A 9,129-nucleotide genomic window follows, 5' to 3' on the forward strand; every position below is an offset into this window, starting at 1 on the left:
CGCCGTGGGGCGGCGGCGTGCCGCCGTGGGGCGGCGGCGCAGCCGGGCCGGCACCGTAACCGGGAGGCGGCGCGGCTGAGGCAGAGGCGGGCGAGACCGGGGGCTCGGCGGGCGTGGGTGGGAAGTCAGGCACCTGCGGCGCGTCCGGCACGTGCGGTACGTCGGGCACCTCGGGCACCCCGGGGACGCCTGCTGTGTTCGAATCGCTCATGAAAGTGTCCTTTCCACTTAGTTCATTTTCGAACCGCGGCCTCGCCGCGGAAAGATCAGTAGCTGGAAATGGAGCCGTTGTTGACGGCGGCGGCGATGACCACGGCCCAGACGATGATGACGATGATGGTCGCAACCACGCCGAGATAGCCGAGCACGAGGCCTCCGATGGCGAGGCCGCGGCCCTTCTCACCGGTCTTCTTGATCTGGCTCAGGGCGATGTGCCCGGTGATGATCGCGACAAGGGAGATGAAGAACGCCGACACGAGCGACACGATCGCCAGCACGTTGTACTTGTCGGACGGCGCCTGCGCGGAGGGCCGCGCGTAGGCGACATTCTCCCCGTAGGCAGGTGCGGCCGGGGCTCCGTAGGCCGGGGCGGCCGGCGGCTGGTAGATCGGCGGCTGGCTGGCCGGGGGCGGGGTCACCGGCGGTAGATTCGGGTCGGTCATGTCGTACACTCCTTCGGGAATGGGTCGTGTGACGGTGCCATAGTGGCAGCGCAGGCCGGGAAGTGTCAACGTATGTGACGAACCTGGTCCTACTCGCCCAGAATATCCCTTTCGCCAAGGAACCACGGATGAGGCGGGGTTTCAGACCTGGATCTCGGAGACCGGCAGCGTCGAATCGGCCCCGAAATCGAGCGCCGAGGGCTCGTGCCCGGCCATGATCAGCTGCGCGCCCAGCGCTGCGATCATGGCGCCGTTATCGGTGCAGAGCGACAGGGGAGGGATGCGGAGCGCGATACCGGCGGCATCCGTGCGCTCCGCGGCCACTTGGCGCAACCGGGCGTTGGCGATCACGCCGCCACCGAGCAGCAGCCGTGGGACCTCGAAGTCGACGCAAGCGGCGACGGCCTTGGTCAGCAGGATGTCCACGACGGCCTCGCGGAAGCTGGCCGCCACGTCGGCGATCGGCACCGGTTCGCTCGCATCCTGGCGCTGCTCGACCCATCGGGCCACCGAGGTCTTCAGCCCGGAAAAGGAGAAGTCGTAGCGGTGCCTGGCCATGTCCTTGGTCTGGCTGAGGCCGCGCGGAAACCGGATGGCCGCGGGGTTGCCCACCAGCGCGACCCGGTCGATCTGCGGGCCACCCGGGTAGGGCAGGCCCAGGATGCGGGCCACCTTGTCGAACGCCTCCCCTGCAGCGTCATCGATGGTCTCGCCGAGGAGTTCGACATCGGAGACGAGGTCGCGCACGAGCAGCAGGGACGTGTGCCCACCGGAGACGAGGAGTGCGATTGTCGGGTACTCGAGTGGAGCGTCGGTCTGGTCATCCTCAGTGCGGAGCAGGTCGGCCCCGACATGCCCGACCAGATGGTTGACCGCGTAGACAGGTTTGCCGAGTGCGACTGCCAGGGCCTTCGCCGCCCCGACTCCGACCATGAGCGCTCCGGAGAGGCCGGGGCCGCTTGTCACGGCGACCGCATCGATCTCGTCGAGGCTGATGCCCGCCTCGGCGGTCGCGGCGCGGATCGCGGGCACGAGCTCCTCGAGGTGAGCGCGGGCGGCGACCTCGGGCACGACGCCCCCATAGCGGGCGTGTTCGTCCATCGACGAAGCAATCGTGTTGGAGAGCAGGGTGGTACCGCGCACGATTCCGATCCCGGTCTCGTCGCAGGAGGTCTCCATCCCGAGCACCAACGGGTTCGTGCGATTCATGCCGTCGCCTCCGGGCGTTCGGGTTCCGGCTGCGGTGCCGGTTCTGTCAACGCGTCCAACGCACCCGCCGGTTCCGACAGCACGGTCGGGGCCGTCTCCGGGTTCGGCAGCCGCACACGCATCACCAGGGCGTCCACGTTGTCGGGCTGGTAGTAGCCGCGGCGCACGCCGAGCTCTTCGAAGCCGAGCCGCCGGTAGACGCGCTGAGCCCCCGGGTTGTCGGCGCGCACCTCGAGGAACACCTCGCGGGCGCCGCGTTTGCGGGCCTCGGAGAGCAGGGTCTGGATGAGCGTGCGACCGAGCCCGCGTCCCCGCGCTTCCTCGGTGACCGCGATCGTCTGGATGTCGCCCTCCAGCGCCCCGCGCGGTGCCTGCAGGCCGGCGTAGGCCTCGATCCGGGTGGGAACATCCGCCGGGAAGGCGACAAGATAGTAGCAGTCCGGGTCGGTGACGTCCCTGGCCATCGCCTCTGTAGACCAGGCGTCGTTCTCGAAGATGCGGGTTTCGAGCGCCATGATGGCGTCGACGTCGGCGCGGGTGGCCCGCCGCAGTTGCCAGGTCATCTCAGCTCACCCGTTTCGGCCCGGTGGACATGGTGACGTCGGGCGACCGCAGGTAGAGCGCCTCGTCCACGGCGAAGGCACGCTGGTGGGCCCAGCAGAGCTCGGCGACCAGACCCAGGTCGCCAGCGGACACCGTCGCGGCATCGAAACGTGGTGATCCGGCGTGGGCCCAGTCGGGCGCCTGCAGCACGGCCGGTTTCGCCACCCCGGGCGGTTCGATGCGGATCGGCAGGCCGACGTCATCCGCCCCGCTGTACGCGGACCAGTTCACCTCGCGGCGACGCGCATCGGTGACCACGACGAGGTCGCCGACATGGCCGGCGCGGTAGCGGCCGAAGGCGATGGCGTCGTGGCTGACGATTGGCACGAACTGCTTGCCAGCGCCGAGGGCGAAGACGCGTGCGGCGGCGATCCCGACCCGCAGCCCGGTGAACGGGCCGGGGCCCATACCCCCGACGACTGCGGAGAGGTCGCCGACACCGACGCGGGCGGCGGCGAGGCAGTCAGCGACCAGCCGGCCGACCACCTCGGCATGGCGCATGGTGTCTTCGGTGCCGAGTTCGGCGAGGATGCCACGCTCGAGGTCGACGACGGCGACGCTCGTGCCGGCGGAGGTATCGATGGCGAGAAGCACCTCACCAGCCTATTCGCTGCGCCGCGAGTCCCCGGCCTCGTTCTCGGCGGCGACGGGGTCGAATCCGGCGGTTCCCGCCCAGCGCGGACCGTGCGCCGTGATCGTGACCGTGCGGGGCTCGTCGAGGTCGAGGTCGAGGTCGAGGCCGTCGCCGAGGTCGGCGCTGACGAGGTCGGACGGCACGGCCTGCGACGCCCCAAGCGGGCGCTCGATCTCGACGTCCAGCCAGGATTCGGTGAGACCGTCAAGCATACCGCGACCCCACTCGACGACGACGATCGAGTTCGGGAAGTCGATGTCGAGGTCGTCGAGTTCGACGGCACTCGACAGCCGGTAGGCATCGACGTGCACGAGCGGCGGGCCGCCGATCGTGCTGGGATGGGTGCGGGCCAGCACGAAGGTGGGGCTGGTTACGGAACCGCGAACCCGAAGTCCTTCGCCCAGGCCGCGGGTGAAGGTGGTCTTCCCCGCGCCCAGCGGCCCGGTGAGCACGACCAGGTCACCGGCCCGCAGCCGCCCTGCGAAAGCAACGCCGAAATCGTGCATTTCGGCCGCATCAGGAATCAGGGTGCGCATGATGCCGGGTCAGCCCTCTGGGCCGGGTGCATCGGGTGCCTGCGTTACGGTGAGGTCGATGCCGGACGGGGCATCCTGTTCCGGCCCCCGATAGTTGCGCGGAACGCGGTTCCCGATCCGGGTCACGATCTCATAGTTGATGGTGCCGGCGGCGTCCGCCCACTCGGTGGCGCTCGGGACTCCGGTCGCGGGGTCGCCGAACAGCACGACCTGGTCGCCAACGGCGACATCCACCTGGCCGACGCTCACGACGAACTGGTCCATCGCGATCCGGCCGACGATCGGATGCGTGCCGCCGCCGATCCGCACGCGTGCGGCGCCGGACGTCTGCCGTGGCACCCCGTCGGCGTAGCCGAGCGGCACGAGGGCGAGGTTGCCGTCTTCGGGCGCCCGCCAAAGGTAGTCGTAGGAGACCCCGGCGCCGGCGGCAACCCGGCGCACGGCCGCGACCCGCCCGCGCAGGGTCATCGCGGGGACAAGGCCCAGGTCGTGCGAACTCTGATCCTCGAACGGCGACAGCCCGTACAGGCCGATTCCGATCCGCACCATCGAAAACCGCGCGGCGGGCAGCCGGAGTGCGGCGGCCGTCGAGGCAAGGTGGGTGAGGCTCGGGGTCAATCCGGCGTCGGCGGCGAGCCGCACGCCGCGCTCGAAGCGCCCGATCGCATCCGCGTCGTCGGAGGGGGACGCGTTCGAGAGGTGACTGAAGAGGCCACGCACGCTGAGCAGGCCGGCCCGCTCGAACCCGGCGGCCAGCGCGAACACGTCGGCCCAGTCTGGTTCGTGCACGCCGTTGCGGTTGAGCCCGGTCTCGAGTTTGAGCTGCACCGAGGCCGTGCGACCGAGGGCCGCCGCTGCATCCGCCGCCTGCCGCAGTTGGCGTGCCGAGGACACGCCGAGGTCGACGCCCTGGCTGATCGCCGGCGCGAAGTCGACGTCGGGGTCGTGCAGCCAGGCCAGGATGGGCGCGTCGATTCCGCCCGCGCGCAGTTGGAGAGCCTCCTCAACGTCGGCAACCCCGAGCCAGTCCGCGCCGGCGGCGAGCACCGTCCGGGCCACGGGCAGGGCGCCATGGCCATAGGCGTTCGCCTTCACCACGGCCATCAGGTGCGCGGTGCCGATCAAGGTACGCAGGTGTGTGACATTGGCGGCGATGGCGCCGAGGTCGACGACCGCTTCCCTGAAGCCGGTCATGAGTCGCAACCGGTCATGAGTCGCAGCCCGTCATGAGTCACCCTCAGTGACCACGAAGGCGCAGGCCACCCCGGCGTCGTGCGTCATCGTCAGGTGAACGGTGTCGATCTTCCTCGCCCGGAGCGTCTCGGCGACTCCGCCGGAGAGGCGGAAGCCGGGGTTGCCGTGTTCGTCGGCGATGACTTCCATCTCCTGCCAGGTTGCCCCTGCGCTGTCGCCGAGGGCCTTGATCAGGGCTTCCTTGGCTGCGAACCGGGCGGCCAGCGAATGCAACGGCAGCTCTCGCTCGGCGAGAGTGAACAACCGCGGCACGAGCCCCGGCGTGCGCAGAACCTGGCGTTCGAAGCGCGCGAGGTCGACGATGTCGACCCCGATGCCTCGAATCACGCGACGACCTCGCCCATCCCGTCCCCACTTCCGCTATTCGACCGTGACGGACTTCGCCAGGTTGCGCGGCTGGTCGACGTCGAGGCCCTTGACGGTGGCCAGCTCCATCGCGAAGATCTGCAGCGGGACCACGGCCAGGAGCGGCTCGAACAATGGTGCGGCCAGCGGGATCCGGATGACGGTGTCCGCGTAGGGCAGCACCGCCACGTCGCCCTCTTCGGCGATTGCGATGATCCGGGCCCCGCGGGCGCGGATCTCCTGGATGTTGGAGACAACCTTCGGGTGCAGGTGGGCCGACCCACGGGGGCTCGGCACGATCACGAACACCGGCTGGCCGGGCTCGATCAGCGCGATCGGGCCGTGCTTGAGCTCTCCGGCGGCGAAACCCTCCGCGTGGATGTAGGCGAGCTCCTTGAGCTTGAGCGCGCCCTCGAGCGCGATCGGGAAGCCGACGTGGCGGCCGAGGAACAGCACCGCCCGGGTGTCCGCCATCCAGCCGGCCAGCTCGTGCACGGTGGATTCCTGCAGCAGGGTGGTGGCGATCTTCTCGGGGATGGCCTGCAGCTCGAGGACCTGTTCGGCCGACTCGGCGGCGGTGAGGCTGCCGCGCACGCGGGCCAGGTGCAGCCCGAAGAGGTAGAGGGCGGCGATCTGGGCCGTGAAGCCCTTCGTCGACGCGACGGCAACCTCCGGGCCGGCGTGAGTGTAGATCACAGCGTCGGATTCGCGCGGGATGGTGGCCCCCTGGGTGTTGCAGATGGAGATGGCTTTGGCGCCGCCCTCCCTGGCGTACTTGACCGCCATCAGGGTGTCCATGGTCTCGCCGGACTGGCTGATCGAGATGACCAGCGTCTCCGGGGTGAGCACCGGGTCGCGGTAACGGAACTCGTGGCTGAGCTCCACGTCGACCGGGACCCTGGTCCATTTCTCGATCGCGTACTTGGCGACGTAGCCGGCGTTGGCCGCGGTGCCGCAGGCGACGATGACGATCCGACGGATGCCCGCGAGCACGTCGTCGCCGAAACCGGTCAGCTCGGGCACGACGGCCTGGCCCTCGTGGATGCGCCCGCGGAGGGTGTTCTCCACGGCATCCGGCTGCTCGGAGACCTCTTTGGCCATGAAACTGGACCAGCCGCCCTTTTCGGCCGCGGACGCGTCCCAGGCGATGTCGAACTCTTCGATTTCGACCGGGGTGCCGTCGAAATCGGTGACGGTGACCAGATCAGGGGTGATCGTGACGATCTGGTCCTGTCCGACGGCCACGGCCCGGCGGGTGTGCTCGACGAAGGCGGCAACGTCGGAGCCGAGGAAGTTCTCGCCATCGCCGAGGCCGATCACGAGTGGGGAGTTGCGGCGGGCGCCCACGACCACACCGGGCTGGTCCTGGTGCACGGCGAGGAGGGTGAAGGCTCCGTCGAGGCGGGACACGACCGAGCGGAAGGCCTCGCCGAGGTCGCCGAGCCGCTGGTATTCGCGGCCGAGCAGCACGGCGGCAACCTCGGTGTCGGTCTCGCTCTCGAAGTCGAAGCCCTCGGCCACGAGCTCGTCCTTGAGCAGAGCGAAGTTCTCGATGATGCCGTTGTGGATCAGGGCGAGCTTGCCGTTGTCGCCCAGATGCGGGTGCGCATTGGCATCGGTCGGGGCGCCGTGGGTGGCCCAGCGGGTGTGGCCGATGCCGGTGCGCCCGTTGTTGATCGGGTGGGACTCGAGTTCCCCGGCGAGAACGGCGAGCTTGCCGGCGCGCTTGGCGGTGTTGAGCACGCCGTCGGCGTCGATGACGGCGATGCCCGCCGAGTCGTACCCGCGGTATTCAAGTCGCCGAAGCCCTCCCATCAGGACCTCGACGCTTTTATCTTCTCCGACATATCCCACGATTCCGCACATGGACCCGATTTTAGTCGGACTAAGCTTGGGGAAATGTCCGATCCGGTTGTGAGCCCCTGGAAGAACGGCCACGGCACCCCGTTCGTCGAACTCGACCGGGCCGACTGGGCCGCCCTCGCCCCCACGACGATGCTGCCGCTGCGGGAGACCGAGATCGTGCAGTTACGGGGACTGGGCGAACCGCTCGACATCAGCGAGGTGACGGATGTCTACCTTCCGCTGAGCAGGCTGCTCAACCTCTACGCCGCTGGAGCCAGGCAATTGCATCGGGCGACCAGCGATTTCCTCGGCGAGCGGGCGCAGCGCACGCCGTTCGTGATCGGCGTTGCCGGATCCGTCGCCGTCGGCAAGTCCACCATCGCGCGGCTGCTGCGGGAGCTCCTCGCCCGCTGGGAGGACACTCCCCGGGTTGAACTCGTCACCACCGACGGTTTTTTGTTCCCTAACGCCGAGCTCGGCCGCCGCGGCCTGATGGACCGTAAGGGTTTTCCCGAATCGTATGACCGGCGCGCACTGCTCCGCTTCGTGTCCGCGGTCAAGAGCGGCGCAGCCGAGGTACGGGCCCCGTTCTACTCGCATCTGAGCTATGACATCATTCCGGACGCGCAGATCGTGGTGCGCCAGCCGGACATCCTGATCGTCGAGGGCCTCAATGTGCTGCAGCCGCCCGGTCCGGGCCACGGCCTCTCGGTCAGTGACCTGTTCGATTTCACCGTGTTCGTCGACGCGCGCACCCAGGACATCGCCCGGTGGTATGAGGAACGCTTCCTCAAGCTCCAGCGGGGCGCCTTCACGAACCCGAAGTCGTACTTCCACCGATTCTCCACCCTGACCGAGGCAGAGGCTCGCAGCCGTGCCCGGTCGATCTGGACCGAGATCAACGAGCCCAACCTGGTGAAGAACATCCGCCCGACCAGGTCACGCGCGACTCTCGTGCTGCGCAAGGATCCCAACCACGCCGTCTCGAAGGTGCTCTTGCGCAAGGTCTAGGCTCGATGGCCGAGCTCCTCATCGCGGTGCGGTCTCGGCGAACATCTCCAGGCACCGCTTCGCCAGCGACCGCAGCATCTGGCGAGTCGTGCGCATCACGATGTCATCGCTGGCCCGGTCGCGCAGTTTTGAGCAGGCCTGGGCGAGTGTCTTGCCCGTGAACTTGGCTAAGCTTTCGCGCAGCTCGGCCGGGGCGCTGACGAGTAGTCCTTGCAACTGGTTGATGGACTCGGTGCATTGCTTTACCAGTAATTTCCTCGTGGAGCGCAACACCCGCAACGCCTCCACGGTGCCGTTTCGGGTCTTCGGGATCGTCGTCGCGATCTCGTTCATCACCGCCCGCGCCGCGTTGACCGAGTCGATCTGATCGGTCTTCCCGCGCACGCGCCGCAGCTGCTTGCCTGGTGCGATCACGTCGATCACCCAGATGCCGCGGCGCACCAACACGTCGGTCAGGCCGAGGCCGTATGAGCCGGTACACTCGACGCCGGCCTTGGTGATGAAGCCGTGTCCGATCGCCCAGCCACACAGCTCCTGATACCCGGTCGACGTCGCCGGGAACTGTCGGTCAGCGATCTCTTTGCCGCCTTCGGTGCTCACCGCGGCGTGGTGGAAATATTCGTCATAAGGGTCAGCGTTCAGAGATGCCGGCAGACAAGTCAGTGAAGAGACGAGAGCCAAGCTCCTATTAGGTCATGATCGGCATCTCTGAACGTGACAAAATTTGGGGGGCTGGACACCGCTCGACGCATCGAAATAAGGACAGCTAAGCGTCAGACAGGCTCTGAGTCAGAACGGGCCAACCCCCCTGCATCTATCATCACTGACAGGCTCAACCAACGGGGTCGACTCCGAGGGCGCCGCCCGTGAAGGGAAACCCACGGTCGAGCCACTGGTGGTCGAGCCACCGGTGGTCGAGCGGCGCCGGTGGTCGAGCGGCGCCGGTGGTCGAGTTACCGGTGGTCGAGTTACCGGTGGTCGAGCCTGTCGAGCTGCGGGGGCGCGTCGCGCCCGGGTGAGCGGCGAAGGC

General features: G+C 68.4%; 11 protein-coding genes and 1 pseudogene. 1 reads left to right on the plus strand and 11 read right to left on the minus strand.

The window, feature by feature from the left end; all coding sequences use genetic code 11:
- The 9 genes and pseudogenes from E3O19_RS18145 to glmS form a co-directional block, all read right to left on the minus strand.
- A pseudogene (locus E3O19_RS18145) lies at positions 1 to 211 on the minus strand (DUF4190 domain-containing protein); the annotation flags it as partial.
- 55 nt (positions 212 to 266) lie between these two features.
- A complete protein-coding gene (locus E3O19_RS05885) occupies positions 267 to 662 on the minus strand; it encodes a DUF4190 domain-containing protein (RefSeq protein ID WP_134566113.1) in 396 nt (131 codons plus the stop codon).
- Between the two features lie 141 nt (positions 663 to 803).
- Complete coding sequence (gene tsaD, locus E3O19_RS05890) at positions 804 to 1,871, minus strand: tRNA (adenosine(37)-N6)-threonylcarbamoyltransferase complex transferase subunit TsaD (RefSeq protein ID WP_134566115.1); 1,068 nt, start codon at positions 1,869 to 1,871, stop codon at positions 804 to 806.
- A complete protein-coding gene (rimI, locus tag E3O19_RS05895) occupies positions 1,868 to 2,434 on the minus strand; it encodes a ribosomal protein S18-alanine N-acetyltransferase (RefSeq protein ID WP_134566117.1) in 567 nt (188 codons plus the stop codon). The genes tsaD and rimI overlap by 4 nt, the downstream gene beginning before the upstream one ends.
- A 1-nt stretch (position 2,435) precedes the next feature.
- Positions 2,436 to 3,068 carry a tRNA (adenosine(37)-N6)-threonylcarbamoyltransferase complex dimerization subunit type 1 TsaB gene (gene tsaB / locus E3O19_RS05900; RefSeq protein WP_134566119.1) on the minus strand — a complete coding sequence of 211 codons (633 nt, stop codon included), beginning with the start codon at positions 3,066 to 3,068 and terminating at the stop codon, positions 2,436 to 2,438.
- 9 nt (positions 3,069 to 3,077) lie between these two features.
- Positions 3,078 to 3,644, minus strand: a complete 567-nt coding sequence (gene tsaE / locus E3O19_RS05905) for a tRNA (adenosine(37)-N6)-threonylcarbamoyltransferase complex ATPase subunit type 1 TsaE (protein WP_134566121.1) — start codon at positions 3,642 to 3,644, stop codon at positions 3,078 to 3,080.
- Between the two features lie 9 nt (positions 3,645 to 3,653).
- On the minus strand, positions 3,654 to 4,838 hold the full coding sequence (gene alr / locus E3O19_RS05910; protein WP_166804488.1) for an alanine racemase: 1,185 nt from the start codon (positions 4,836 to 4,838) through the stop codon (positions 3,654 to 3,656).
- A 30-nt stretch (positions 4,839 to 4,868) separates the two neighbouring features.
- On the minus strand, positions 4,869 to 5,225 hold the full coding sequence (locus E3O19_RS05915) for a holo-ACP synthase (RefSeq protein ID WP_134566125.1): 357 nt from the start codon (positions 5,223 to 5,225) through the stop codon (positions 4,869 to 4,871).
- 33 nt (positions 5,226 to 5,258) lie between these two features.
- A complete protein-coding gene (gene glmS / locus E3O19_RS05920; RefSeq protein WP_134566127.1) occupies positions 5,259 to 7,109 on the minus strand; it encodes a glutamine--fructose-6-phosphate transaminase (isomerizing) in 1,851 nt (616 codons plus the stop codon).
- Positions 7,110 to 7,142: 33 nt separating this feature from the next.
- Here glmS and coaA point away from each other — a divergent pair, with 33 nt between their 5' ends.
- Entirely contained in the window at positions 7,143 to 8,099 is a 957-nt protein-coding gene (coaA, locus tag E3O19_RS05925) for a type I pantothenate kinase (protein ID WP_134566129.1), read from the plus strand.
- 18 nt (positions 8,100 to 8,117) lie between these two features.
- Here the strand turns inward: coaA and E3O19_RS05930 are convergent, their stop codons facing one another.
- Positions 8,118 to 8,780, minus strand: a complete 663-nt coding sequence (locus tag E3O19_RS05930) for an IS110 family transposase (RefSeq protein ID WP_134566130.1) — start codon at positions 8,778 to 8,780, stop codon at positions 8,118 to 8,120.
- Between the two features lie 151 nt (positions 8,781 to 8,931).
- A partial coding sequence (locus E3O19_RS18150) for a hypothetical protein (RefSeq protein WP_206750938.1) occupies positions 8,932 to 9,129 on the minus strand: 198 nt, incomplete at its 5' end.

Source organism: Cryobacterium algoritolerans (genome assembly GCF_004402785.1).
Classification (GTDB): Bacteria; Actinomycetota; Actinomycetes; order Actinomycetales; family Microbacteriaceae; genus Cryobacterium; species Cryobacterium algoritolerans.